At 67.1% G+C, this 24,942-nt stretch carries 32 protein-coding genes; 27 read left to right on the forward strand and 5 right to left on the reverse strand.

Annotated features, from left to right (window positions below; translation table 11 throughout):
• Positions 1-17: 17 nt before the first annotated feature.
• The 4 genes from fliQ to H7U20_RS10795 are packed head-to-tail and all read right to left on the reverse strand — an operon-like array spanning position 18 to position 2,329.
• A complete protein-coding gene (fliQ, locus tag H7U20_RS10780; protein WP_199759149.1) occupies positions 18-290 on the reverse strand; it encodes a flagellar biosynthesis protein FliQ in 273 nt (90 codons plus the stop codon).
• Entirely contained in the window at positions 290-1,075 is a 786-nt protein-coding gene (gene fliP / locus H7U20_RS10785) for a flagellar type III secretion system pore protein FliP (RefSeq protein ID WP_199759150.1), read from the reverse strand. Before fliP ends, fliQ begins: the two co-directional genes overlap by 1 nt.
• A complete protein-coding gene (locus H7U20_RS10790) occupies positions 1,072-1,443 on the reverse strand; it encodes a FliM/FliN family flagellar motor switch protein (RefSeq protein WP_370593131.1) in 372 nt (123 codons plus the stop codon). Before H7U20_RS10790 ends, fliP begins: the two co-directional genes overlap by 4 nt.
• A gap of 4 nt (positions 1,444-1,447) precedes the next feature.
• Positions 1,448-2,329 (reverse strand): FliM/FliN family flagellar motor switch protein, encoded by an 882-nt coding sequence (locus tag H7U20_RS10795; protein WP_199759152.1) that lies wholly within the window; start codon positions 2,327-2,329, stop codon positions 1,448-1,450.
• Positions 2,330-2,939: 610 nt separating this feature from the next.
• On the opposite strand from H7U20_RS10795, the gene H7U20_RS10800 reads away from it, so the two are divergent.
• From H7U20_RS10800 to H7U20_RS10880, 17 genes are all read left to right on the forward strand, one after another.
• On the forward strand, positions 2,940-3,284 hold the full coding sequence (locus H7U20_RS10800; protein WP_199759153.1) for a flagellar hook-basal body complex protein FliE: 345 nt from the start codon (positions 2,940-2,942) through the stop codon (positions 3,282-3,284).
• A 21-nt stretch (positions 3,285-3,305) separates the two neighbouring features.
• A complete protein-coding gene (gene fliF, locus H7U20_RS10805) occupies positions 3,306-5,036 on the forward strand; it encodes a flagellar basal-body MS-ring/collar protein FliF (RefSeq protein ID WP_199759154.1) in 1,731 nt (576 codons plus the stop codon).
• Entirely contained in the window at positions 5,020-6,057 is a 1,038-nt protein-coding gene (locus tag H7U20_RS10810) for a flagellar motor switch protein FliG (protein ID WP_199759155.1), read from the forward strand. Before fliF ends, H7U20_RS10810 begins: the two co-directional genes overlap by 17 nt.
• On the forward strand, positions 6,054-6,767 hold the full coding sequence (gene fliH, locus H7U20_RS10815) for a flagellar assembly protein FliH (protein WP_199759156.1): 714 nt from the start codon (positions 6,054-6,056) through the stop codon (positions 6,765-6,767). Before H7U20_RS10810 ends, fliH begins: the two co-directional genes overlap by 4 nt.
• Complete coding sequence (gene fliI / locus H7U20_RS10820; protein ID WP_199759157.1) at positions 6,764-8,074, forward strand: flagellar protein export ATPase FliI; 1,311 nt, start codon at positions 6,764-6,766, stop codon at positions 8,072-8,074. The genes fliH and fliI overlap by 4 nt, the downstream gene beginning before the upstream one ends.
• Positions 8,071-8,511 (forward strand): flagellar export protein FliJ, encoded by a 441-nt coding sequence (locus H7U20_RS10825; protein WP_199759158.1) that lies wholly within the window; start codon positions 8,071-8,073, stop codon positions 8,509-8,511. Before fliI ends, H7U20_RS10825 begins: the two co-directional genes overlap by 4 nt.
• 82 nt (positions 8,512-8,593) lie before the next feature.
• A complete protein-coding gene (gene fliD / locus H7U20_RS10830; protein ID WP_233410655.1) occupies positions 8,594-9,994 on the forward strand; it encodes a flagellar filament capping protein FliD in 1,401 nt (466 codons plus the stop codon).
• Between the two features lie 62 nt (positions 9,995-10,056).
• Positions 10,057-10,446 carry a flagellar export chaperone FliS gene (gene fliS / locus H7U20_RS10835; protein WP_199759202.1) on the forward strand — a complete coding sequence of 130 codons (390 nt, stop codon included), beginning with the start codon at positions 10,057-10,059 and terminating at the stop codon, positions 10,444-10,446.
• Positions 10,447-10,477: 31 nt separating this feature from the next.
• A complete protein-coding gene (locus H7U20_RS10840; RefSeq protein WP_233410656.1) occupies positions 10,478-10,756 on the forward strand; it encodes a hypothetical protein in 279 nt (92 codons plus the stop codon).
• Positions 10,753-12,123 carry a flagellar hook-length control protein FliK gene (locus tag H7U20_RS10845; protein WP_199759160.1) on the forward strand — a complete coding sequence of 457 codons (1,371 nt, stop codon included), beginning with the start codon at positions 10,753-10,755 and terminating at the stop codon, positions 12,121-12,123. The genes H7U20_RS10840 and H7U20_RS10845 overlap by 4 nt, the downstream gene beginning before the upstream one ends.
• 7 nt (positions 12,124-12,130) lie before the next feature.
• Positions 12,131-12,598, forward strand: a complete 468-nt coding sequence (locus tag H7U20_RS10850) for a flagellar basal body-associated FliL family protein (RefSeq protein ID WP_199759161.1) — start codon at positions 12,131-12,133, stop codon at positions 12,596-12,598.
• Between the two features lie 46 nt (positions 12,599-12,644).
• Complete coding sequence (locus tag H7U20_RS10855) at positions 12,645-13,382, forward strand: FliA/WhiG family RNA polymerase sigma factor (protein ID WP_199759162.1); 738 nt, start codon at positions 12,645-12,647, stop codon at positions 13,380-13,382.
• A 66-nt stretch (positions 13,383-13,448) separates the two neighbouring features.
• Positions 13,449-14,366 (forward strand): flagellar motor stator protein MotA, encoded by a 918-nt coding sequence (gene motA / locus H7U20_RS10860; RefSeq protein ID WP_199759163.1) that lies wholly within the window; start codon positions 13,449-13,451, stop codon positions 14,364-14,366.
• On the forward strand, positions 14,350-15,360 hold the full coding sequence (locus tag H7U20_RS10865; protein ID WP_199759164.1) for a flagellar motor protein MotB: 1,011 nt from the start codon (positions 14,350-14,352) through the stop codon (positions 15,358-15,360). Before motA ends, H7U20_RS10865 begins: the two co-directional genes overlap by 17 nt.
• Positions 15,361-15,422: 62 nt before the next feature.
• Positions 15,423-15,701 (forward strand): flagellar biosynthesis anti-sigma factor FlgM, encoded by a 279-nt coding sequence (gene flgM / locus H7U20_RS10870; RefSeq protein WP_199759165.1) that lies wholly within the window; start codon positions 15,423-15,425, stop codon positions 15,699-15,701.
• Positions 15,698-16,126, forward strand: a complete 429-nt coding sequence (gene flgN, locus H7U20_RS10875; protein ID WP_199759166.1) for a flagellar export chaperone FlgN — start codon at positions 15,698-15,700, stop codon at positions 16,124-16,126. The genes flgM and flgN overlap by 4 nt, the downstream gene beginning before the upstream one ends.
• Entirely contained in the window at positions 16,113-16,886 is a 774-nt protein-coding gene (locus tag H7U20_RS10880) for a glycoside hydrolase family 73 protein (protein WP_233410657.1), read from the forward strand. Before flgN ends, H7U20_RS10880 begins: the two co-directional genes overlap by 14 nt.
• Position 16,887: 1 nt before the next feature.
• Here H7U20_RS10880 and flgA read toward each other — a convergent pair whose 3' ends face one another.
• Positions 16,888-17,595, reverse strand: a complete 708-nt coding sequence (gene flgA / locus H7U20_RS10885) for a flagellar basal body P-ring formation chaperone FlgA (protein ID WP_233410658.1) — start codon at positions 17,593-17,595, stop codon at positions 16,888-16,890.
• A gap of 173 nt (positions 17,596-17,768) precedes the next feature.
• On the opposite strand from flgA, the gene flgB reads away from it, so the two are divergent.
• From flgB to H7U20_RS30190, 10 genes are all read left to right on the forward strand, one after another.
• Positions 17,769-18,131, forward strand: a complete 363-nt coding sequence (gene flgB, locus H7U20_RS10890; protein ID WP_199759204.1) for a flagellar basal body rod protein FlgB — start codon at positions 17,769-17,771, stop codon at positions 18,129-18,131.
• Between the two features lie 10 nt (positions 18,132-18,141).
• Positions 18,142-18,564 carry a flagellar basal body rod protein FlgC gene (gene flgC / locus H7U20_RS10895; RefSeq protein ID WP_199759168.1) on the forward strand — a complete coding sequence of 141 codons (423 nt, stop codon included), beginning with the start codon at positions 18,142-18,144 and terminating at the stop codon, positions 18,562-18,564.
• A 3-nt stretch (positions 18,565-18,567) separates the two neighbouring features.
• Complete coding sequence (locus tag H7U20_RS10900; RefSeq protein ID WP_199759169.1) at positions 18,568-19,254, forward strand: flagellar hook capping FlgD N-terminal domain-containing protein; 687 nt, start codon at positions 18,568-18,570, stop codon at positions 19,252-19,254.
• A 14-nt stretch (positions 19,255-19,268) separates the two neighbouring features.
• Positions 19,269-20,513, forward strand: a complete 1,245-nt coding sequence (locus H7U20_RS10905) for a flagellar hook protein FlgE (RefSeq protein ID WP_199759170.1) — start codon at positions 19,269-19,271, stop codon at positions 20,511-20,513.
• A gap of 10 nt (positions 20,514-20,523) precedes the next feature.
• Positions 20,524-21,249 (forward strand): flagellar basal-body rod protein FlgF, encoded by a 726-nt coding sequence (gene flgF / locus H7U20_RS10910; protein ID WP_199759171.1) that lies wholly within the window; start codon positions 20,524-20,526, stop codon positions 21,247-21,249.
• Between the two features lie 44 nt (positions 21,250-21,293).
• Positions 21,294-22,085 carry a flagellar basal-body rod protein FlgG gene (flgG, locus tag H7U20_RS10915; protein WP_199759172.1) on the forward strand — a complete coding sequence of 264 codons (792 nt, stop codon included), beginning with the start codon at positions 21,294-21,296 and terminating at the stop codon, positions 22,083-22,085.
• A complete protein-coding gene (gene flgH, locus H7U20_RS10920; protein WP_199759173.1) occupies positions 22,085-22,747 on the forward strand; it encodes a flagellar basal body L-ring protein FlgH in 663 nt (220 codons plus the stop codon). The genes flgG and flgH overlap by 1 nt, the downstream gene beginning before the upstream one ends.
• A 10-nt stretch (positions 22,748-22,757) precedes the next feature.
• Positions 22,758-23,879: a flagellar basal body P-ring protein FlgI gene (locus H7U20_RS10925; protein WP_199759174.1), complete on the forward strand. Its 1,122-nt coding sequence runs from the start codon at positions 22,758-22,760 to the stop codon at positions 23,877-23,879.
• A 9-nt stretch (positions 23,880-23,888) separates the two neighbouring features.
• On the forward strand, positions 23,889-24,272 hold the full coding sequence (locus H7U20_RS10930) for a rod-binding protein (protein ID WP_199759175.1): 384 nt from the start codon (positions 23,889-23,891) through the stop codon (positions 24,270-24,272).
• Positions 24,273-24,359: 87 nt separating this feature from the next.
• A partial coding sequence (locus H7U20_RS30190; RefSeq protein ID WP_458351868.1) for a FlgK family flagellar hook-associated protein occupies positions 24,360-24,942 on the forward strand: 583 nt, incomplete at its 3' end.

A 24,942-nucleotide genomic window follows, 5' to 3' on the forward strand; every position in this document is an offset into this window, starting at 1 on the left:
AGCGGATTGCGGCGCGGCTAGCCGACCAGGGAGCCGGCGCGGGTGAAGATGGAGACGCAGAAGTCCATCAGGTAACCGGCCATCCAGCGGCCCATCAGTATGATCGCCAGCAAGGTCACCAGCAGCCGCGGCAGGAAGCTCAGCGTCTGCTCGTTGATCTGCGTGGCGGCCTGCACCAGCGCCACCACCAGGCCGGTGATCAGGCCCGGCACGACCAGCAGCACCACCAGCAGCATGACGATGTGCAGCGCTTCGACGACCAGGTCGACGGCGACTTCGGGGGTCAGCATCAGTAGGCCTGTATGCTCGTGACGAGCGTATTGACGGTCAGGGTCCAGCCGTCGACCAGCACGAACAGCAACAGCTTGAACGGCAGCGAGATCACCAGCGGCGACAGCATCATCATCCCCATCGCCATCAGCACCGACGACACCACCAAGTCGATGACGAGGAAGGGAATGAACAGCATGCATCCGATCTGGAAGGCGGTCTTCAGCTCCGACAGCACGAAGGCGGCGAGCTTGACGGTGAAGGCGTGCTCGGCCGGCGTGCCGATCTTGTCCTCGCCGGCCAGGTGGGCGATCTGGTTCAGCGCCGCCTTGCTGGTCTGCGCCAGCATGAAGCGCGAGACCGGTTTCTCGGCGATCTTCAGGGCGTCCTGCAGGCCGATCTGGTCCTTGTCGTAGGGCACGAAGGCGTCGCGCCAGACCTGCTCGCCGATCGGCCGCATCACCAGCAGGGTGAGGATCAGGGCGACGCCGGTGATGATGCGGTTGGGCAGGCCCTGCTGCAGGCCCAGGGCCTGGCGCAGCAGCGACAGCACGATGACGAAGCGGGTGAAGCTGGTCATCATCATGACCATCACCGGCAACAGACCCAGCAGGGTCATGATGATCAGGATCTGGGTCTTGACCGTCAAATCCGTCTTGGCGCCGGGCACCACCTCGCCCAGCAAATCGACCGCGCCGGCGGTGCCCGGCGCCAAGCTCAGCAACAACAGCAGCAACAAGGCCGCGCCCAGCGCGGCCGGCAGCGCGCGCCGCCATCCCGCCGCGGGGGTCGCGCCGAGCGTCATTGGGTCATCATGTCGAGGTTGAGACCGTCCAGGTCGATCACCTTCAATCCGTAGTTCTCGCCGGCGACGACGACCTCGGCGCGGCCGATGGCCGTGCCGTTGACTTTGATGATCAGCGGTTCGCCGGCCAGCACGTCGAGCTCGACCACGCTGTCGGGGCCGATCGCCATCAGATCCTGCAGCGAAATGCGGGCCGAGCCCACTTCCAGGGTCAGCGTCACCGGAATCTTGCGCATCATTTGCGGCAGGTCGCGCCGCGGCCGGGGCTCGAGCGGCTCGGGCAGCTCGGCGCCGACCTGGTCGATGATCATTTCTTCGGACAAATCCTCCAACAGGGCGTCGCTGGTACCGCTTGCATTCATGTTCATCATGTTATTCGACATCTTCAAAAGAGGTTAAACAGAGTTTGCCCTTGTGCTCGGTCACCGCCGCCGTGAACAGGCGCGAATCGTCGAGCAGCACATCGGCGCGGTGCATGCTGACCGGGATGATGTCGCCCACCTGCAGGTCGAACAGGCTGCCCAGCGGCACCTCCTTGCTGACCAGGCGGCCGTGCAGGCCGACCTGCAGACGCTGCGCCAACGGGCCGAGGTTCTTGCCGGCCTTCTTGTTCAGTTCGCGCTCCGGCATCAGGCCGCGCAGCACGCTGGCCATCAGCGCCTTGTCGAGGGCGAACCAGAAGCGGCCGCTCGACCCGCCCTCGATGTCGCTGACGGTGACGGTGACGATCCAGGTGCCTTTCGGCGGGTGCGAGCCGGTGGCCGGCTTGAACTCGTCGGCGCCGGCCGGCGGCGCCTTGTCGATGGCGGGCAGGTTGAGCTCGATGCGGCCGGCCAGGGTGCCGGCCAACTGTTGCCCCAGCACCACAGCGAGGCGTTCCTCGGTGGCGGTGACGCGCACCGCGCTCTCGTCGACGGCGGCGGCGGCGCCGTCGGTCTTGCTGTCGTTCTTGTTGCGGCCGTAGCGGAAATTCAGGACGCTGAGCAGGACCTTGCGCTCCAGCGAGAAGGCGATGTTGCCGGCCGGCGCGGCGAAGCTGAGCCAGCGGCCGATCTGCTCGCCGCCCTCGAGGCGGCTGAAGGCGACGTCCTCGACCTGGAAGCCGCCCCAGTAGCGCCGGCTCATGTTCAGGCGCATCGCCTGGGCCAGGTCGTCGCGCAGCTGGGCGGCGAAGATGTGCAACAGGTGCACAGGCCGCCCCAGCAAACAGGGATCGAGCACTTGGTGTTGCGTGGTCGGTTTTATGATAGTCATGTTGTGGTCATGTCGAAACACATTGGTGCCTGCTTCCAAGACCCGTGGCCGCCACTGTTGGCAACGACCGCAGCGGCCTCGATTTCGGGAAATTCGGCTGCATACTGTATCGTAACTTAAAGTAGGACGATCTCGGTAGCACAGGATACATCATAATTCACATTATTGCCACGCAACAATATTTTATTTGCCATGAAACAATAATCGCACGCCCAAATAGACCTTTACAAGAAAGTTGCTAGGCAGTAAGCTTCCTCGTATCATAGCGCAGGTTTAGCTGTTGCAGAACAACTTTGTCAGTCTGCGCTTAGTGAATGATTTATAACGATATTTGCTTTAAGAAAACAGTTTCGATTGTAAAGAAACGGTGCGGCGGAAAGAAAAAATTTCCATCAAACCCGGCCGCGTGAAATCGTGGTATTGATACGCAATGGCCGGCCGCGAGGCGCCCACACCGTGTCAGGGTTTGACCGACATGCATATGCCGCCAGTCCTACGGGACGGCGCCATGCAGGCCGGATCCGCAGCGCCGCCGGCCACGCCGGGGCGCCGGGTCTGGGAAGGGCAAGCAGTTATGACCAACGTTGCAAGAGAAAGTGGAGGTGGCAACATGAGCAATGGCATCGCAACCCTGATTCAGGCGGATCTCGCCTCCCTCAGCAACGCAGCACACAACCTGGCGGGCAACAGCATCGCCGCCGCCAACCAGTTCGGCGGCGAGGGCGCCACATCCGCCCCCTCGTTCGCCGAGTCGATGCGGCACGCCGTCGGCAAGGTCAACGAGGACGACCGCGTCGCCGGCCAACGCATGGCCGATGTCGACAGCGGCAAGAGCGAGGACCTGGTCGGCGCCATGCTGTCCAGCCAGGAGGCCAACCTGTCCTTCTCCATGTTGATGCAAGTACGCAACAAAGTGATGGGCGCGGTCGACGAGCTCATCAAACTTCCGCTGTAAGTCTTCGCGAAAGCAATCCAAGTGATCAACACCCTCAAGTCCGCCTTCGGGCGCTGGCGCGCCAACCCCGCGCTGCCGGCGCTGCCCCCCGCCCTGATCAAAAACCTCTACCCGCTGCTGCTGCTGGCGGTCGGCGTCACCGCCATGGTGCTGATGTACCTGTGGAGCGACCAGTCGGCCTACAAGCCGGTGTTCGGCGTGCGCGAACGCGTCTCGGCGCCCGACATGATGGCCGTGCTCGACACCGACCACATCCCCTACCGCCTGCATCCCGACAGCGGCCAGGTGCTGGTGCCGCAGTCGATGCTGGGCAAGGTGCGCATGCTGCTGGCCGCCCGCGGCGTCACCGCGCAGTTGCCGGCCGGCCTGGAACTGATGGACAAGAACGACCCGCTGGGGGTCAGCCAGTTCGTCCAGGACGTGCGCTTCCGCCGCGGCTTGGAAGGCGAGCTGGCGCAGTCGATCATGACGCTCGACGCCATCGCCCACGCCCGCGTCCACCTGTCGATCGCCAAGTCGACCTCCTTCGTCTCGAGCGACGGCGACAAGTCGTCGGCCTCGGTGGTGGTGGCGACCAAGCCGGGCCGCACCCTGGCGCCGGAACACATCGCCGCCATCGTCAACATGGTGGCCGGCAGCGTCGCCAGCCTGAGCCCGCAGCGCGTCAGCCTGGTCGACCAGGCCGGCAACCTGCTGTCCTCGCACATCGACCTGGCCGACGGCTTCGACGCCGGCAGCAACGGCAACGACAACGGCAAGCGCTTCCAGGACGAGATCCGCGGCAACGTCAAGAACCTGCTCGGCACCGTCATCGGCGAGGACAACTTCCGCCTCAGCGTCACCGCCGCCGTCGACAACGACAAGGTCGAGGAGACGGTCGAGAAATACGGCGACGCGCCGAAGGTCACCAGCGAGGCCATGCGCGAGGAACAGGACCGCAACCGCATCGCCATGGGCGTGCCGGGCACGCTGTCGAACCGGCCGCCGCCGGCCGCCGCCGACACCAAGGCCGGCGACCCCGCCGCCGCCAAGGCCGACGAGGGCACGGCGCACAAGAACGCCACCACCCGCCAGTACGCCTACGACCGCAGCATCACCCAGACCAAGCGCAGCCGTGGCACGCTGAAGAAACAGAGCATCGCCGTGGTGCTGGCGCACGCCGCCGCGCCCTTCCCGAAAACCGGCTGGACGCCGGCCGAGATCGCCAACATCGACAAGATCCTGCGCAACGGCCTGGGCATCGACGCCGAGCGCGGCGACCAGTTGGTGGTCAGCGCGATGAACTTCCCGCCCAAGGCCGCCCTGACGCCGTGGTGGCAGGAGCGCGACACGGTGGTCGACTTCAGCTCGTGGATCATGTACGCCCTCGCCACCCTGCTGGGCTACCTGTTGATCCTGCGCCCGCTGCTGCGCCTGCTGACGGCGCGCCTGACGCCGTCGCCGGCCGCCGCCGCACGCCTCGCGGCGGAACGCCGCGGCGCCGAAGCGACCGCCGTGGCCGCCGGCCACGCCGCCGGCGCGCCGGCGCTGGCCTCGCCGGACCATGTCGCCGGCGAGCCCGACGCCATGGTGGCCGGCGGCGCCGTGCCCGGCATGCCGGTGGTGCCGCTGCTGGAGAACTATGACCTGCCGCCGGCCGGCTCGGCGGTCGACGTCATGGTCGACCACCTGAAAGTGTTGGCCGAGAAAGAACCCGAACGCGTCGCCGAAGTCGTCAAACAATGGATGCAGAAAAATGGCCGAACTCAATAGCATGCAAGATTCATTGGACCAGCCCGAGGGCGTCTACCTGACGCCGGTCGAGCAGGCCGCCATCGTCCTGCTGAGCATAGGCGAGGAGCCGGCCGCCGCCGTGCTGCGCTGCCTGTCGCGCGAGGAGTTGCTCGAGGTGACCCAGGTGATGTCGCGCATGAGCGGCATCAAGGTCGAATCGGTCAAGCACGCGATGCAGACCTTCTTCGACGACTACCGCCAGCAGTCCGGCGTGCACGGCGCCTCGCGCAGTTACCTGAAGCGCTCGCTCGACCTGGCGCTGGGCAACGACATCGCCAACACGGTGCTCAACAGCATCTACGGCGACGAGCTGCGGCCCAAGATGGCGCGGCTGCAATGGGCCTCGCCGAAATGGCTGGCCGAGTACATCTCCAATGAGCACGTGCGCATGCAGGCGGTGTTCCTGGCCTTCCTGCCGGCCACGCTGGCCGGCCAGATCCTCGACGCCCTGCCCCTCGAGGGCCGCGACCTGGTGCTGCTGAACCTGGCCCGCCTGGACGAGATCGACCGCGACCTGCTGGTCGAGCTGGACCAGCTGGTCGGCCGCTGCCTGGGCACCTTCGACATGCAGAGCACCAGCGTCGAAGGCATCCGCCAGGCCGCCGAGATCCTCAACCGGCTGCCGTCGAACCGGGCGCAGATGGTCGAACTGCTGCGCGCCCACGATCCCGAGGTGGTGGCGCAGATCGAGCTGTCGATGTACGACTTCTTCATCCTGTCGACCCAGTCCGAGGTGGCGATCACCCGCATCATCGAGGAGGTGCCGCTGGAGCAATGGGCCATCGCGCTCAAGGGCGCCGAAGTGTCGATCCGCGACGCGGTGCTCAAAACCATGCCGAAACGCCAGGCCCAGGCCTTCGAGGACATGATGCGGCGCGCCGGACCGATCCCGATGTCGCGCATCGAGCAAACCCGCCAGGAGATCATGGCCACCGTCAAGGCCCTGGCCGACAGCGGCGAAATCGAGATCCAGCTGTTCGCCGAGGCGGTGGTCGAATGAAGCAGTTCCGTCCCTACCGTTTCCCGCCGCTGTCGCAGGTTGTCGCGGTGGCGCAACGGGCGCATCCACACGGACAGAACGGCAGCGGCGGCGTCGATGCCGGCGCGCAATGGCAAGCCTCGGTCGGCGAGGGCTTCGAACAGGGCCAGCGCGACGGCTACGAGGTCGGCCTGACCCGCGGCCAGGAGGACGGCTTCGAGGCCGGCCGCAGCGCCGGCCAGGAACAGGGCCGCGAGGAGGGCCGCCACGAGACCGTGGTGGCCTACGACCAGCTGGCCCGGCCGGTCGACGCCATGCTCAAAAGTTTGAAAAAGCTGCGCGCCGACTACCGCGCCGCCCAGCGCAAGGAGGTGGTCGACCTGGTGGCCAAGGTGGCGCGCCAGGTGATCCGCGCCGAGCTGGCGCTGCAACCGGTGCAGATCATGGCCCTGGTCGACGAGACGCTGGCCTCGATGCCGCCGACCCGCGAGGAGATCGACGTTTTCCTCAACCCGGAGGAATTGAAGCGCATCAGCGAACTCGACCCCAAACGCGCCAAGCGCTGGAACCTGATCGGCGACGCCCGCCTCGACGCCGGCGAGTGCCGCATCAAGGCCGGCGACAACGAAGTTGATGCCGGTTGTCATCAACGCCTTGCCGCCGTCATGGAACAGGTCGATAATCAATTACAAGCTGCCGACGGCGGCGACGAACCGGAAAGCGAAGAATGATCGCTGATGCCTTGCGCAATCTAGAATTGGGCGCGGTCCCGATGGCCACCCCGACCGGGCGGCTGGTCGGCGCGTCCGGCTTGTTGCTCGAGGCGGCCGGTTGCCGCTTGCACACCGGCCAGCGTTGCCAAATAGAGACAGTCAGCGGCGAGTGGCTGGACGCCCAGGTGGTCGGCTTCCGCGACAAGCTGTCCTTCCTGATGCCGTTCAAGAAGGCCATCGGCCTGACCACCGGCGCCCGCGTGTTGCCGTCGCAGGACAAGGTCAGCCTGCAGATCGGCCCGACCTGGCTGGGCCGCATGGTCAACGGCCTGGGCGAGCCGATCGACGGCCTGGGCAAACTGGGCGGCGAGCACCCGCTCGAATCGACGCCGCCGCGCATCAATCCCCTGAAAAAGAAATCGGTCACCGAGTCGCTCGACGTCGGCGTGCGGGCGATCAACGCCATGCTGACCCTGGGCAAGGGCCAGCGCGTCGGCCTGATGGCCGGCAGCGGCGTCGGCAAGTCGGTGCTGCTCGGCCTGATCACCCGGCAGACCGTGGCCGACGTCGTCGTCGTCGGCCTGATCGGCGAGCGCTCGCGCGAGGTGCGCGAATTCGTCGAGATGTCGCTCGGCAAGGACGGCCTGGCCAAGGCGGTGCTGGTGATCGCCCCGGCCGACGAGAGCCCCTTGATGCGCATCATGGCCACCGAGATGTGCCACTCGATCGCCGCCCACTTCCGCGACCAGGGCAAGAACGTGCTGCTGCTGGTCGACTCGCTGACCCGCTACGCCATGGCGCTGCGCGAGGTGGCGCTGGCGCTGGGCGAGCCGCCGGCCACCAAGGGCTATCCGCCGTCGGTGTTCTCCAACCTGCCGCAGCTGGTCGAAAGCGCCGGCAACGGCGAGAACCCGGTCGGCAGCATGAGCGCCATCTACACCGTGCTGGCCGAGGGCGACGACCAGCAGGACCCGGTGGTCGACACGGCGCGCGCCATCCTCGACGGCCACATCGTGCTCAGCCGCGAGCTGGCCGAACGCGGCCATTACCCGGCCATCGACGTGGCCGCCTCGATCAGCCGCTGCATGAGCCAGGTGATCAGCACGCCGCACATGCTGGCGGCGCGCGCGCTCAAGGCCAGCATGGCGCGCCACGACCGGGTGCGCGACCTGATCCCGCTGGGCGCCTACGTGCCCGGCGCCGACCCGGTCACCGACAAGGCCGTCAAGCTGCATCCGGCGGTCGAGGAGTTCCTCTGTCAGGGCACCAAGGAAGCGGCGCCCTTCTCCCCCTGTGTGGATCAACTTGAAAAACTGATGACATGAGCCAGCACAACATCCGCAATCTGACCACCCTGGTGGCGCTGCGCAACACCGAGGTCGAACGCCTGCAGACCGAGATGGCGGAGAAGGCCAATCTGCGCGAGCGTTACCAGAAGAACCTGGACCGCCTGACCGGGCTGTACACCAACAGCGGCGCCAGCGGCAGTCTGCACATGGCGCTGGCCGGCAACTGCGGCGACTACAAGCAGGCGGTGATGCAGGTGGCCGACACCCACCGGCTCGACCTGCACATGCACGAGGCCGACATGGCGGTGTCGCAACAGGCCCTCAACGCCGCCTGGGTCAAGCGCGAGGTGCTCGGCAAGGTGCTCGACAAGCAGCACCAGGTGGTGCGCAAGGAGCAAAATGTACAAGAGCGCAAGCAACATGACGAATTGGCCACACAAGCCTGGTTCCGCGGCCAGAAGGCCGAAAAATAGTTGAGAATATTTTCATATGGAAACGATTTAGGTCGCCTTGTTACAAGGTACACTTCATCCATCCTTTCCAGGGAGCACGATCATGCCACTGAATAATATTAATTACGATCCGAAAACCACGGCGACCAACCTGGCCAACAGTTATGTGGCCGGCCAACAATTGGCGATCGACAACCGCAACAAGATCGTGACCTCCACCACCAGCGGCTTGACGTCGCTGAGTTCGGCGATGAGCGCCTTCCAGGGCACGCTGTCGTCGCTGAGCCTGGGCACCAAGACGATCAGCGCGAACTCGGCCACCTTCAGCGCGGCGGTCGGCACGGCGACGGCGAACTCGCTGGCCTCGCCCGGCACCTACTCCTTCTATGTGCAGCAACTGGCCACGGCCGGCCAGGTGTCGTATGGCGGCCTGACCGACACGGCCGCCGCCGGCAGCGGCAACCTGAACGTGATGCTGGCCGACGGCAGCAGCTTCCAGATCAGCCTGAACACGGCCGACAGCAACCTGGACGGCTCCTTGTCGGCCAAGGAGATCGCCGCCGCCATCAACGTCACGGCCGCCAACAATTCGCGCGTCACGGCGTCGACGCTGAACATCGACGGCGCCACCACCCTGGTGCTGACCTCGAACAAGACCGGCGCCGACAACGGCGTCACGCTCGACACCAGCGGCGTCACCAATGCCGCCCTGAAGGCCATGCTCGACGACCCGAGCCAGAAGAAAACCGTGGTGGCGGCGCAGAACGCCGTGGTATGGGTCGGCGCGCAGACCACCGGCACCAAGATCGAGCAGGCGTCGAACACCTTCAGCGTCATCGACGGCGTGACGATGACCTTCAACAAGGCCCAGGCCGCCACCGAAACGGCGCCCGTGACGCTCACCGTCGGCTCCGACAGCGCCGCCACCAGCGCCAACGTGCAAAGCTTCGTCGACGCCTACAACAAGCTGATCACCACACTGGACGGCCTGACCGACGCCGGCGACCCCGGCAAGAAAGTCGCCGCCGGGGTGTTCGCCTCCGATTCCGGCCTGGCCGCCCTGCGCAACAACTTGCTCGCCACCTTGCGCACCGGACTGGGCGGCCAAAGCCTGGTCAACTATGGCATCGCCGCCAAACGGGACGGCACGCTGGAGCTCAACACCGGCCGGCTGAACAAGGCGGTGCTGGCCAATCCGGGCGGCCTGGACGGCTTGTTCGGCAAGGCCTCCTTGAGCGCCAACGGCGGCGTGCTTGGCAAGCTCGACAAACTGATGGGCCAGTGGACCAACTCGGCCAACGGCCAGTTGACCTCGCGCAAGACCACTATTTCCAAAGAGCAATTGTCACTGACGGACCGTCAGAGCAAGGTGCAAGCCCAGTTCGACAACGCCTACGGCCGCTATCTCACCCAGTTCACCAATTTGCAAACCCTGCAGTCGAAAATGAACAACACCTCCAGCCTGTTCACCGCGCTGTTCTCCTCGAATAACAGCAGTTCCTAAACGGCTGGCGGCCGGCGACGGCCGCCCTCCCCCAACGCAAGCATAGAAGTACGGTGAATACCATGTTGAACCAGGAAGCCTACAGCAGTTACCACTCCGTCAACCTCGACGCCCAGACCGCGCGCGCCTCGCCGATCGAGCTGGTGCTGGTGCTGACCGACGGCCTGCTCGAGGAGTTGGCGCGGGCCCGCGGCCATATCGTCGGCAAGCGCTATGAACTCAAGGCAAACAGCCTGAGCAAGTGCACCGACATCATCAACGGCCTGTCGAGCTCGCTCGACTTCGAGCAGGGCGGCGAGGTGGTGGCCAACCTGGGCCGCCTCTACGACTACTGCGCCGGCCGCCTCTACACCGCCGGCGTGCAGCTCGACCCCGGCATCGTCGACGAGGTCACCACCCTGCTGACCACCATCAAGCAGGGCTGGCTGGGCGTGCAGGCCAAGAATGGATAGGCATCGCACGCTGCTGCATCTGGCGCAAAAATTGAGCACCGCGCTGGATGCCGCCGACTGGGGCGCGATGGCCACGCTGAACACGATGATGGCGTCGGCCTTGCCGCAAATGGCGGCCCAGGGCGGCTGGACGGCGGCCGAACGGGCCGCGCTGGCCGCGCTGCGCCAGTTGCATGAGCAAGCCGTGCAGCGTTGCGACAAGGCGACGAGCGACCTTGGCCAGCAACTCCATGAAATGCAAGCTAACAAAGAGGGCTGGCTCGCCTACGCCCTCGACAGCGAAACTGCTGAAACCGGAATCCAAGCATGACCATGACCCTGACCACCGCAGCAGCCAAACCCGCCCAGCCGCCAGCCGCCGGCCTGTTGCCGAACGCCAACCCGGCGGCCAATCCGGCGAGCAAGCAGATCGACCAGGCGGCGCCGGACGGCGCCCTGCCGGCGCAGGCCGACGAGGCCGCCGCCACGCTGGCGCCGCTGTTCGCCCAACTGCTGAACCTGGCCAACCAGGTCGAGCTTGCGCCAGCGGCCGCCGGCGACGACGGCGACGACGCGGTGACGGCCGATGCCGGCGCCACGCCTGACCAGGCCGCCACCACGGGCACCGCCGCCGCGGCCGACCAGACCGCCGCGCTGAGCGCGATGGCCGCCCCCATGTTGAACCTGGCCATGGCCATGGCCCTGCCTTTCGCGCCGACCGCCAACGCCCAGACCGGCAACGCCGGTTCCGCCACCGTCCAGGCCCAGCCCCGCGTCGACGGCATGAGCGCGCTGCTGGCCAGCGGCAGCAACATCAGCCTGAACCTGAATATCGCCAACCAGCAACCCGGCGCCGCGCCGGCGCCCGATAGTGCCGTCACGGCAGCGCCGATACCGGCCGCCGCGACGACCGGCGCCGCCACCAGCACCGCGGCGGCCGGCGATGCGGCGGCGACAGCCGCGACAACCGCGCCCGCGGCTGCGCCGGCGGCACCGCTTCCTACGGCCCCAAACGCCGCCGGCGCGGCGCAAGCGTTGGCCGCCGCCCTGCCCGTCAACAACCCCGCGCCGGCGCCGCGCGCCGGCAAGGACGCCGAGCGCGCCCCGGCCAGCGGCAATTTCGCCAGCGCCACGGCGGCCGCCGGCAGCACCGTCCAGGACGACGGCGGCGGCAGCGGCTTGCGGCTGAGCGCCGCGCCGGCCAGCAACGGCGTCAACGGCGCCTACACACCGGCCGCGCCGGCCGCCGCGCCGCTGGCCGACAGCGTCAAGCTGGCCGGCACGCCGGAGCAGTGGCAGCAGCCGCTGCGCGAGGCGCTGGGCGACCGCCTGCAGCTGCAGTTGCAGCGCAACAACGACCACGCCGTGATCCGCCTGGAGCCGCCCAACATGGGCCGCATCGAGATCTCGATCCGCCACAGCGCCGGCGCGCTGCAGATCAACCTGTCGGCCAGCAACAGCGAGGTGTTGCGTCAACTTAACAACATCGGCGACAGCGTGCGCCAAGATTTATCCCAGCGCAGCTTCACCGAGGTCGCCGTCAACGTCAGCGCCAGCCCGCGCGGCCAGGCCATGGCCGACAGCGACGGTCGCGGCGGACGCCAGGGCCAGCAGGACCAGGCGCGCGCGCCGGGCCGCGCCCTGTCCGACGATGAGGCCGCCGCCGCCACCTTTGCCATGTTGACCGAACAGGAGTAAGCCGTAGATGAAGAATATGAAAATGATCGTGGCGTTCGCCGCCGTGGCCGTGGTCGGTGCGGCCGCCGCCGGTGGCGCCGTCTGGTACATGTCGAAGGGCGCCGCGCCGGCCGCCGGCCACGAGAAGAAGGTCGAGGCCAAGCACGACGAGGGCAAACCGCCCAAATATCTGACGGTGGACAAGGTCATCATCATGCTCAAGCGCAGTCCGGGCGACACGGCCAGCCACTACATGTCGGCCGACCTGGTGATCACCACCAACGAGGAGAAGGAAAAAGCGGCCAAGGAGCATTTGCCGATGTTGCGCAGCGTCGCCGTGCGCACCCTGTCGAACCTGCCGATGGCCACCGCGCAAACGATGACGATCGACCAGTTCGCCGCCGAGTTGAACAAGGCCTTCGACGAAACCTACGTCCACGACAAGCGGGAAAAACCTTTCTCCGAAGTCATGATAGGCAAACTGATCATCGAGTGATGCTTCACCCTCCAACGCAGCGTTTTTGTCCACAAGTGGGGCCGGCATGGCATTGATAGAGCAATACGCGGAGGCATATGCCGAAAGCTACGGCGAGGACGGCACGGCGCCGCCCCGCCATAGCGTGGCCGACGAGCAGAAACACCTGCTGTCCTACGCCCCGCTGGTCAAGCGCATCGTGCGCCAGCTCAATTCGCAGATCGCCGGCGCCATCGACCGCGACGACATGGAGCAGATCGGCCTGATGGGTCTGCTCGAAGCCCTGCGCCGCTACGGCGAGCCGGACGGCGGCTTCGGCAGCTACGCCAGCCTGCGCGTGCGCGGCGCCATCCTCGACGAACTGCGCCGGCAGGACTGGCGCCCGCGCGCCGTGCGCCAGCACAGCCACAAGCTGCGCGACGCGGTGCGCGCGCTGACCCGCAAGCTGGGCCGCGAGCCCAGCGAGCAGGACATCATCGACGGCCTGGGCATCACCGCCGAGGCCTACCAGGCCTACCAGCTCGACGAGAACGCCGAGCTGATCGCCAGCTTCGACGAGGTGCTGCAGGAGAGCGTCGGCGCCGACACGGCGCCCAACCCGGAGGAGGCGCTGATGACCCGGCGCAGCCTGGAGCAGGCCCTGCGCGGCCTCGACGAGCGCGAGCAGCGGGTGGTGCAGATGTATTACGAATTCGAACTGAGCTACAAGGAAATCGCCGCCGTGCTGGACCTGACCGACGCCCGCGTCTGCCAGCTCAACAAGGCGGCCCTGGGCAAGATGAAAGCCGTGCTGCAAAGCGCCTGAGCGCCGGGCGACAGCGACAACAAGAGCAGCGGCAACCGCAATTAGAAAAGCAGAAAGGCATCAATCATGCAGCAAATACTCGGCATTATCATCGTCATGGGTTCCGTCTTCGGCGGCTTCTTCATGATGGGCGGCGCTTTTCACCAGATCTGGCAGCCGATCGAACTGCTGGTCATCGCCGGCGCCGGCGCCGGCGCCTTCGTGCTGGGCAACCCCAGCCACGTGCTGGCCGAGACCATGACGCAGCTGAAAAAGATCCTGTTCCGCAAGAAGTACGACTCGGAGTTCCAGCGCCAGTTGCTGCTGCTCATGTACGAACTGCTGCAACTGGCCGCCGGCGGCCTGAAGGCGCTCGACGCCCACGTCGAGGCGCCCAAGGACAGCCCGCTGTTCCAACGCTATCCGCGCGTGCTGGAAGAGTCCAAGCTGCTCGCCTTCATCGTCGACAACTTCCGCCTGATGGCGATGGGCAAGATCAACGCGCACGAGCTCGAAGGCGTGCTCGAGCAGGAACTCGAGGCCATCCACGAGGAACTCAACCAGCCGGCCAAATCGCTCAACAAGATCGGCGAGGCGATGCCGGGCTTCGGTATTCTGGCCGCCGTGCTGGGCATCGTGATCACCATGAACACCGTCAGCGAAGGCGCCACCTCGGGCGAGATCGCCGAACACGTCGGCGCCGCCATGGTCGGCACCTTCATCGGCATCTTCATGTGCTACGGCGTGCTCGACCCGATCAGCAACATGATGAAACAGTTGGTCGGCCAGGAAGCCTCGAACAAGGAATGCGTCAAGGTGGTGCTGGTGACCCACGTCGCCGGCAAACCGCCGCTGCTGGCGATCGACGCCGGCCGCCGTCTGGTGCCGCTCAACATCAAGCCGAGCTTCGCCCAGCTGGAACGCTGGATCAACGACCTCGAAGGCCGCGACAGCGCGCCGGAAGAAACTTCGCGCCGGGGAGGTGGCCGTGCTAAAGCCGCATGATAAAGCGCATGAGCAAACCATCGTCAAGCGTGGCGGCGGCAAGCACAAGCACGACGAGCACGGCGGCGCCTGGAAGGTCGCCTTCGCCGACTTCTGCCTGGCGTTGATGTGCTTGTTCCTGGTGCTGTGGCTGATGGCCGCGCGCAACACGGAGAGCCTGGAACAGATCCTCACCGAGGCCGACGGCGCCAAGACCGACCAGGGCAAGGGCGTCATGCCGCAGCAGGTGGGCGGCCCGCGCGGCAGCCTGATCGAGCGCTTCCCGATGCCGCGCACCGGCAATTCGGACGCCCCCGGCGAGGCCAAGGCCAGCGGCGAGGCGGCGCCCGTGGTCACGCCGCCGGCCAAGGTCACCTACGACAGCCCGGCCGACCTGGCGGCGCTGTCGAAGGCGCTGACCAAGATGAGCGCCGAATTCGGCCTGACCAGCAACCTCGAATCCGTCATCACCCCCTACGGCCTGCGCGTGATGATGCACGACACCGACCACCAGGGCATGTTCGTGCGCGGCAGCGCCGTGCCGACCGACAAGTTCCGTTCGCTGTTGCGCAAGATGGGGCCGCTGTTCGCCAAGATGGAGAACCAGATGCTGGTGGTCGGCCACACCGACTCGATGCAGTACGCCGACACCAGCTACGCCGCCTTCTCCAACTGGACGCTGTCGAGCAACCGGGCGATGTCGGCCCGCTCGCAGCTGCTGGCCGGCAGCATGAACCCGGAAAGCGTGTTGCAGGTGGTCGGCATGGCCGACCGCGCCCCGCTCGACCCGAAACGGGCCGACGCCGGCGTCAACCGCCGCATCGAGCTGCTGATCCTCACCACCGCCCAGGCCAAGACGGTGGCGGCGATGTTCGGCGTGCCCAACAACAAGAACGCGCTGACCGAGGAAATCGACACCGAAATGCCCGACGTGACGATGCTGCAACGCCTGCGCGAAAAAATAATGCCCGTGGAAAAGAAAACGGCCAAGCCGGGCAGTTACAATGAACGTTGAACCAAGCCGCGCCCGTCGGCAGCAAGCGGGTTGATATGGAAACCAAGCCAAGAGGCACACGTATGAGAATAGCCACAGGTCTAGCCGGCGGCGTCGCCCCGGTCCGCGCCGCCGACAGTGCGGCCGCCGAGGCCGCCGAAGCGGCGCCGGCCGCCGCCGCGCCCCAGGCGGCGTTGCAGTCGGCCGTGCTGCAACCGGCCATGGCGGCGCTGCGCGCCATGCCGGAGATCGACCATGACAAGGTGGCGGCATTGCGCGACGCGCTGGCCAAGGGCGAGCTGCCCTTCGATCCGGCCAAACTGGCCGGTCTGATCCAGCGCTTCCACGGCAGCGAGCCATGAACCAGATGACACGCCAGCAAGCCATGCACGGCCTGTTGCAGGGCCTGGCCGAGGACGGCCGCGACTACCCCCTGCTGCACGAGCTGCTGGAACAACAATTCCGTGCCGCGCTGCGCCACCAAAGCGCGCCGCTGGCCGAGGTGGCCGAGTCGATCTCGGCCCTGGTCGACCAGCTCGACGCGCGCCGCCGCCTGCGCCTGCAACTGGCGCAGCGCCTGCTCGGTCCGCAGCCGGCGATGGCCCAGGTGTTCGCCCTGCTGAAAAGCGGCGCCCGCGACAAGGCCGAGGCCGATTGGCACGCGCTGGAACAGCAGGTGCTCGAATGCAAACGTGTCAGCAAGCGCAACGGCGAGCTGTTGCTCAACCAACACACCATCATGCAGCGCGTGCTGCACGGCGAGGAGCACCTGTATGCGCCCGCTTGAGCCGCTGCGCGCCACGGCGGCCACCGCCGCCACCGCCTCCAACATGACGGCGGCGCGCCCCGCCGCCGCCCTGCCCGCCGCCTTCGCCGGCGGCGCCGGCCAGGCCGGCTTCGGCGCCACGCTGCGCCAGGTGCAGGGCGAGGTGGCCGACTTCATCAACCACGGCGGCCCCGCTCTGGCCACGGCGGCCACGGCGCTGAGCGTCGAGGGCATGGCGCTGCGCCAGCGCGCCAACGGCGCCGGCGCCATCGACGCCGCCGGCAACGCCCAGGACCCCGAACTGCAGCAACAATTCCTCGCCTCGATACAACCGTGGGCGGCCGAGACGGCCGAACGCCTGGGCGTGGCGCCCCATCTGGTGGCGGCCCACGCCGCGCTGGAGTCGGGCTGGGGCCAGCGGCCGCTGCGCGGCGCCGGCGGCGCCGACAGCAACAACCTGTTCGGCCTGAAGGCCGGCGCCGGCTGGCGCGGCGCCGTCGCCGCCAGCACCACCACCGAATACGAGCACGGCGCGGCGCTGAAGAAGACCGAGCGCTTCCGCAGCTACCCCGACACCGCCAGCGCCTTCCGCGACTACGCCAATCTGCTGATCGACAATCCGCGCTTCCAGGGCGCCTTGAACACCGGCCAGGACGCGCACGCCTTCGCCCAAGGCCTGGCGCGCGGCGGCTACGCCACCGACCCGGCCTATGCCGACAAGCTCGGCAAGGTGGCCGCGCAACTCCTCCACGGCGGCGGCGCCGTCAAACCGACGCCTTGATTTAATCGGGGGATTGAATGGACACAGGCAGATCGACCGGTTCGACCGTTCCCGCCGCGCTGACGCGGGCGCGGATGGTGGCGCCGTTGGCGTTGCGCACGCGCAACACCGTGCCGCGCGCGCCGCTGTCGAGCGCCTCGCCCGCCATGCTGACCTCGACCTGCTCGCGGCGCGCCACGATGCGCACCGCGTCGCCCCGCTTGACCAGTGTCGGCGCCGCCAACATGGCCGGCCGCAACACCTCGCCGGCGCGCAAGGTGCGCCTGGCGGCCTGCCCCAGCGCCGCGTTGACGTCCGCCAAACTGTCGGGCATGGCCGAGATGTCGTGGCGCTCCAGCAACAGGTCGTCGGCCGTCAACACCCGCCCCGCCGCCACCTCGGCGGCGCTGACCACCACCTTGGCGGAGATCTGCGCGCGCACCACGAACTCGTACCGCCAAGCCTCGGCGGCGCCGCCGGCGCAGACGGCGGCGAAGCGCATGCGGCTGGCCAGCCGCGTGTCGACCGCCGCCACCGTCGGCAACGCCGGGCAGGACGCCAGCGGCCGGCTGCCGCGCACCACCTCGACGACGATCTGCGGCGCCACCCAGCCGGCCGCTTGCGCTTGCCGTTCCAGATGCTGGCGCGCCGCCGTTTGCACCAATGCCGGCACCTGCTCGGCCGGCGTGGCCGCCTTGGCCGACAGATTAACAATACTGATGAGCAACATTCCGCTCAATCGGGTTACAATACATTTGTTGAACATAAGCAATACCTCTACTATGATGCCTAAAGCGGCTGCGGCGCGTGAAGCGACCGGCCGCCATTTTACATGGGGTGGCGCGGCCCGTTCGACTCGATCTGGATTCACAGTAACACGGTAAAAATACCAAGGGGGACATGATGGGTATCAATTTCAAGGAAGTGGTCGGGGTTCACGCCGACGCGCTGCATCTCCGGGCCGAACGCACCCGCATCCTCGCCTCGAACCTCGCCAACGAGAACACGCCGGGCTACCAGGCGCAGGACATGGACTTCGCCGCCACCCTGGCGGCCACCCAGGCCGAGACCGCCGGCGAACTGACGCTGGACTCCGACAGCAACGCGCTGTACCGCGTGCCCTACCATCCGACCGCCGACGGCAACACCGTCGAACTCGGCGTCGAGCAGGCCGCCTTCTCGCAGAACGCCACCGATTTCCAGACCAGCCTGACCTTCGCCAACATGAAGTTCAAGGGTCTGGGCAAAGCCATCAACGGCCAGTAAGGGAGCCCCCATGTCGTTCAAGAATATTTCCGAAATCGCCGGCTCGGCCATGGCGGCGCAAACCGTGCGCCTCAACACCATCGCCAGCAACCTGGCCAACGCCGATTCCGTCGCCGGCAACGAGAGCGACACCTACCGCGCCCGCAAGCCGGTGTTCGCCGCCGTCATGAACGAGGGCCTGGACAACCAGGGCAGCGCCGGCGGCCGCGTGCAGGTGGTCGACGTGGTCGAGTCGGCCGAGGCGCTGCGCAAGGTCTACGATCCCGGCCACCCGATGGCCAACGGCGACGGCATGGTGTTCTACCCCAACGTCAACCAGGTGGCCGAGATGACCGACATGATGTCGGCCTCGCGCGCCTTCGAAACCAATGTCGAAGTCCTCGGCCGCATCCGCACGATGCAGCAATCCCTCCTCAAACTCGGTGAAGGTTAAGCCATGCAAACCAGTCTTCTGAACAACAGCAACAGCGGCGGCGCGGCCAGCGCCGGCAGCGGCGCCAGCATCACCGGCAACAGCGCGGCCGAGACCAAGGACATGTTCACCAAGCTGTTGGTGGCGCAGATCAAGAACCAGGACCCGCTGTCGCCGACCGACCCGAGCCAGTTCATCAACCAGCTGACCCAGCTGTCGCAGACCGAATCGCTGCAGAACCTGTCGACCCTGACCAGCGCCAACGCCAGCGTGCTGCAGAGCATGCAGGTGCTGGCGATGGGCGCCCAGGTCGGCTCGGACGTGCTGGTCAGCGCCACCAGCGTGAGCCTGGACAAGAGCAAGGTCGGCGGCGAGATCACGCTGGGCAACGCCAGCGCCAAGACCACCCTGGTGCTGACCGGCGATGACGGCGTCAAGCACAACGTCAGCCTGGGCACCCAGCCGGCCGGCGTGGTGCCCTTCGCCATCGACCCGAGCGCGCTCGGCCTGCCGGCCGGCAGCTACAAGATGACCGTCGAGACCAGCAGCAAGGACACGCCGACGATCGCCGTCAGCGGCCGCCTGAACAGTGTGCGCATGGCCGGCGCCGGCAGCGTCGCCCTGAACGTCGCCAACGTCGGCGCGGTCACCCCGTCCGACATCATCGCCTTCAACGGCAAATCCGCTTCCGCCACTCAATCTAGTCTCTAAGAAAGGTATCTATCATGGGTTTCGATATCGCATTGTCTGGCATCCAGGCTATCAACCAGCAGCTGGACACGATCAGCCACAACATCGCCAACGCCGGCACCTACGGCTTCAAGTCGAGCCGCGCCAACTTCTCCTCGCTGTACGCCGGCAGCACGCCGACCGGCACCGAGATCGGCTCGCTGACCCAGAGCATCGGCCAGAACGGCGGCACCGTGTCGACCGGGCGCGGCCTGGACGCCTCGATCAACGGCCGCGGCTTCTTCGTCAGCAAGGACAACCAGGGCCAGTCGGTCTACAGCCGGGTCGGCATCTTCGCCAAGGACGTCAACGGCTTCCTGGTCAACGGCGCCGGCCAGCGCGTCCAGGGCTACCCCCAGAAGCCGCCGAGCACCCAGCTGGGCACGCTGGGCGAGCTGCCGATCCCGACCGGCCAGATCCCCGCCGTGGCCACCACCAAGGCCAGCTTCTCGCTCAACGTGTCGCGCGACTGGAAGACGCCGGTCAACGCCGCCACCTTCGACCCGACCGACTGGAAGTCGTTCAACATGTCGAAGTCGACGGTGCTGCACGACTCGCTCGGCGGCGAACGCATCCTGACCCAGTACTTCATCAAGGACGACACCGTGCCGGACGCCATCACCATCAAATACATGCTCGACGGCGTGGCCGACCCCGGCGCGCCGGACACCACGCTGACCTTCGCCCCGGCCACCGGCCAACTGGCCTCGGTCACCCCGCCGCCGGCCTCGGCGCTGGCCAACTCGGTCGCCCTCAAGCTCACCCCCGCCGGCGGCGCCGCCATCGGCGACGCGGTCGACGCGCTGGTCGTGTTCGACTACAGCGGCAGCACCAACTTCAACGGCGAGGCGACCACGGCCGTCAACGCCGCCGACGGCTACGCCTCGGGCAGCTATGTCGGCGTCGAACTGAACGAAAAAGGCGCCTTGATCGCCAAGTACACCAACGGCGAGAAGCAGAGCGTCGGCGTGCTGGCCATCGCCAGCTTCCCCGACGAGGGCGCGCTGACCAACATCAGCGACACCAGTTGGACCGCCAACGCCCAGTCCGGCACGCCGCTGTACGACACCCCCGGCGTCGGCATGGCCGGCGCCCTCAACGTGGCGCGGCTGGAACAGTCGAACGTCGACATCACCTCGGAACTGGTCGGCCTGATGACCTCGCAGCGCAATTACCAGGCCAACTCCAAGGTGATCCAGACGCAGAGCGCGATGATGCAATCGCTGATGCAAGCGCTGTAAGGGATACCGCATGGACGCGCTGATCTACACCGCCATGAGCGGGGCCGAACGGGCCCTGCGCGGACAACAGGTGCACGCCAACAACCTGGCGAACATGGACACGGGCGGCTTCCGCGCCAACATGGAGCTGTCGACCGCGCAGACCCTGCCCGGCTACGGCTACGACGACCGCCACATGACGCAGTTGCAGGCCAACGCCGTGCTGACCCGCCAGGGCACGCTGAAGTCGACCGGGCGCGAGCTCGACGCCGCCATCTCCGGCGACGGCTTCTTCACCGTGCAGGGGCCGACCGGCGAGGCCTACACCCGCGCCGGCGCCTTCGCCCTGGACCCGACCGGCACCCTGACCGTCAACGGCATGCCGGTGCTCGGCGAGGGCGGCCCGATCACCCTGCCCGAGTACAGCAAGATCGCCATCGGCCAGGACGGCACGATTTCGATCCAGAGCCCGGGCGCGGCGACCATGCAAACCATCGACAAGCTCAAGCTGGTCAAGGCCGAAGCGTCGGAACTGACCAAGAACGAAGCCGGTTTGCTGGTGGCGCGCAGCGGTCAGCCCCTGGCCAGCGACGCCACCGTGCTGGTGCGTCCCGGCCACCTGGAGGGCAGCAACGTGTCGGCCGTCGAAGAGATGGTCGCCACGATGAGCCTGAACCGCACCTTCGAGATCCAGATGAAACTGTTCAAGGCCAGCGATTCGATGGCCGAAGTCGGCAACCGCCTGGTCGGCGGCTGAGCCGGCCCTCCGTAGCGCACACGTACACAAATTAGGGGAACTCCATGAATCCAGCAATGTGGATCAGCAAGACCGGCGTCCAGGCGCAAGACGCCAAACTGCAAGCCATCGCCAACAACCTGGCCAACGTCAACACCGTCGGCTTCAAGCGCGACCGCGTCGTCTTCGAGGACTTGTTCTATTCGATCGAGCAACAGCCGGGCACCCAGCGCGCCGACAACAACACCCTGGCGCCGTCGGGCGTGCAGTTGGGCAACGGCACGCACATGGTCGGCACGCAGAAGGTGTTCACCACCGGCAATCTGCAAACCACCAACAACGCGCTCGACGTGGCCATCACCGGCAACGGCTTCCTCGCCGTGCGCCGGCCCAACGGCGAGACCGCCTACACCCGCGCCGGCCAGTTGCAGGTCGACGCCAACGGCATCATGGTCAACGCCCACGGCCTGCCGCTGATCCCGCAGATCACCGTGCCGGCCAACGCCACCGCCGTCACCATCGCCGAGAACGGCGTGGTCTCGGCCACCATCGCCGGCAACACCGCCGCCTCGCAACTGGGCCAACTGACCCTGACCAGCTTCATCAACCCGACCGGCCTGCTGGCGCTGGGCGAGAACCTGTTCCAGGAAACCGCCTCGAGCGGCACGCCGACCGAGGGCAACCCGGGCGACGCCCAGTTGGGCAAGCTCAAGCAGGGCGCGCTGGAGGGCTCCAACGTCCAGGTGGTCGAAGAGATGGTCGACATGATCGCCGCCCAGCGCACCTACGAGATGAACACCAAGGTGCTGTCGGCGGCCGACAACATGCTGCAGTACCTGGCGGCGGCGGCGCGCTGATGAAAACCGCCCTCACCGCCCTGACCGCGCTGCTGCTGGGCGGCTGCGCCAGCCTGGCGCCGCCGGCGGTGCGGCCCGGCCCGTCCGACGAGCCGCCCGCCGTCGCCCGCGGCGTCGCACCCAAGGGCAGCTCGGGCGGCGTGTTCAGCGCCGACAGCGGCCTGTCGCTGACCTCGGACAGCCGCGCCTTCCGCGTCGGCGACGTGGTCACCGTCAACCTGCAGGAAACCACCCAGGCCAGCAAGAAGGCCGGCACCAGCTTCTCCAAGGACTCGGCGGCCAACGTCGCCACCCCCAGCCTGTTGGGCAAGACCTTCCCCAAGGCCGGCCTGAACCTGGGCGCCACCCGCTCCTTCACCGGCGATTCGACCAGCACGCAGCAGAACGCCCTGACCGGCGCCATCACCGTCATCGTCCAGGAGGTGCTGCCCAACGGCCTGCTGCGCGTCGCCGGCGAGAAAAGCCTGACCCTGAACCAGGGCGAGGAATTCGTCCGCCTGCGCGGCTACCTGCGCGCCGCCGACATCGACGCCGACAACCAGGTGTCGTCCTTGCGCATCGCCAACGCCCGCATCGCCTACTCGGCCCAGGGCACCCTGGCCGACGCCCAGACGCCGGGCTGGCTGACGCGCTTCTTCACCGGCCCCTGGATGCCGTTCTAAGGATCACCCCATGCACACCCCCCGCCCCCGCTTTTCCACCGCCGCCCTGCTGGCCGCCTGCGCCCTGCTGCTGGCGGCCGCGCCGGCCCAGGCCGCGCAGGTGCTGCGCAACCTGGTCAGCATCGAAGGCGTGCGCGACAACCCGCTGGTCGGCTACGGCCTGGTGGTCGGCCTGAACGGCAGCGGCGACTCGACCCAGGTCAAGTTCGCCAGCCAGTCGGTGATCAACATGCTCAAGCAGTTTGGCGTCAAGGTGCCCGACGGCACCGACGCGAAAAGCAAGAACGTCGCCACCGTGATGGTCAGCGCGATCTTCCCGCCCGGCTACCGGCGCGGCCAGAACATCGACGTCACCGTCTCCTCGCTGGGCGACGCCAAGAGCCTGCGCGGCGGCGCCCTGCTGCTGACGCCGCTGCGGGCGGCCGACAACGAGGTCTACGCCCTGGCCCAGGGCAACGTCGTGGTCGGCGGCCTGAGCGCGGCCGGCCGCAGCGGCTCCTCGGTCACCGTCAACACGCCGACCTCGGGCCGCATCCCCAGCGGCGCGGCGGTCGAGCGCGAGATCGGCACCGACTTCGCCACCAAGCCGAGCATCCGCCTGTCGCTGCGCCACCCGCACTTCCAGACCGCCACCAACATCGTCGACAGCATCAACAAGCGCTTCGGCCAGATCGCCACCGCCAGCGACGCCACCAGCATCGAGGTGGTGGCGCCGGACAACCCGACCCAGCGCGTCGCCTTCATGGCCAAGCTCGAATCGCTCAACATCGACATCGGCGACGATTCGCCCAAGGTGGTGTTCAACTCGCGCACCGGCACGGTGGTGATCGCCGAGGGCCTGCGCGTGCGCGCCGCCGCCGTCACCCACGGCTCGCTCAAGGTGGTCATCTCGGAGAGCTCGAAGGTCAGCCAGCCGGCGCCGTTCAGCCAGGGCCAGACCACCACCACGCCGCAATCGAACGTGTCGGTCGACCAGGGCTCGGGGCAGATGTTCAAGTGGCCGGCCGGCGCCAAGCTGCAAACCATCATCGACACCGTCAACAGCCTGGGCGCCTCGCCCGACGACATCATGGCGATCCTGCAGGCGCTCGACCAGGCCGGCGCCATCGAAGGCGAACTGATCGTCATTTAAGGACCACCCATGACTCCCCTGCTGAACCAGAACCCGCTCGCCGCCGGCCAGGCCGGCGACGCCGCCGAGGCGGCGCCGGCGCCGGCCGCCGTCGATCCGGACTACCGCGCCAAGGCCACCGAGGCCGCCATCAAATTCGAGAGCTTCTTCATCGGCCACATGCTGCACCAGATGCGCTCGTCGACACGCGAAATGGCCGGCCCGGACAGCGTCTTCAAGGACCCGATCAACAGCGACATGCTGGACATGGCCGACAACCTGGTGGCCGACAAGATGGCCGGCCAGCGCGCCTTCGGCATCGCCGACGCCATCCTGCGCCAGTTGCTGCCGCCGGCCCAGCCGGCGCCGGGCGCGCCGGTGCAGAACTTCGCCAAGCCGCTTAATGTAAGCTGACCCGTGGTCGCCCTTTACAATTAACGGACCAGTGGCTGTACCAGCGCAACTGGTCCTCCGGCCTCAACCAGGAAAGACCATTGCACAATGAGCATTTCGAATAACGCACTGTCCGGCGCCCTCGCCGCCCAAGCGGCCCTCAACACCGCCTCGCAGAACATCGCCAACCTGCAGACCAAGGGCTACACCCGGCAGGGCGTGCTGTTGGCGGCGATCGGCCCGGGCGGCAACGTCGGCAGCGCCGGCAGCGGCGTCGAGGTCAGCTCGCTGCTGCGTTTCAGCGATGCCTACAAGAGCCAGCAAATGTGGCGGGCCGCCTCCGACTTGGGCCTGCGCTCGCAAACCCAGCCCTACCTGACCCAACTGGAGCGGGTGATGGGCGACGACCGCTCCAGCCTGAGCGCCGGCATCGACGAATTCTTCAAGGCGCTCAACGCCGCCGGCGTCGATCCGACCTCGACGCCGCTGCGCCAGCAGGTGGTGACGGCGGCCGACTCGATGTCGCAACACTTCAACAGCATCTACAACGTCACGGCCAACCAGTTGCTCTCGGTGCAGCAACAGCGCAGCGCCATCCTGCCCAAGCTCAACGAGTCGCTGCACAACATCGCCGCGCTCAACGCCACGATCGGCGGCGCCAGCGCCACGGGCACCAACACCTCGGCGCGGG

Origin of the sequence: Rugamonas violacea (genome assembly GCF_016461825.1) — a bacterium.
Lineage (GTDB): Bacteria > Pseudomonadota > Gammaproteobacteria > Burkholderiales > Burkholderiaceae_D > Rugamonas.